The sequence below is a fragment of the Albidovulum salinarum genome (assembly GCF_025673475.1).
In the GTDB taxonomy this organism is placed as follows: domain Bacteria; phylum Pseudomonadota; class Alphaproteobacteria; order Rhodobacterales; family Rhodobacteraceae; genus Albidovulum; species Albidovulum salinarum.
Genome location: NZ_JAOVQO010000079.1, coordinates 1 through 541 on the forward strand (window position 1 = coordinate 1; position 541 = coordinate 541).

1 pseudogene is annotated in these 541 nt (G+C 64.5%); it reads right to left on the reverse strand.

The features are described from left to right. Positions 1 to 541: pseudogene (locus OEZ60_RS22210) on the reverse strand (IS3 family transposase); the annotation flags it as partial.

Consider the following 541-nt stretch of genomic DNA (forward strand, 5'->3'; position numbering starts at 1 on the left):
GCTCCAGACATGGTTGCGATGCTTGGGTCGTAGCCGGACACATGACCCGTCGTTCAGCCAGAGCCGGCCCTTCTTCGGTTGCTTCGTTGGCACTTTCAGCCCCTCCCGCCGCCATAAACGCTCGACGCGCTTGTCGTTGACCTGCCAGCCCGCATCTCTCAAAAGGGCGGCAATCCGGCGGTAGCCATAGCGGCCGTACTGGCGGGCCAGCTCGATCATGTCGGCAACCAACCGGTCTTCATCTGCCCGGCCCCTCGGCAGCTTGCGCTGCGTCGAGCGATGCTGGCGCAACACCCGGCAGGCCCGGCGTTCCGACACGCCCAGCTCTTCGCGGACCAGGTCGATGCAGGCACGACGACGGGCGGGGCTCAGAAGTTTCCCCGTGCCGCCTCGGTCAGGATCAGCTTGTCCAGCGTCAGCTCCGACACGGCCTTTCTTAGCCGCTCGTTCTCCTTCTGTAGCCGCTTGAGCTCCCTCAGTTGGGCGGTTCCCATCCCGCCATACTGCATGCGCCAGCGATAGTAGGTCTGCTCGGTAATGC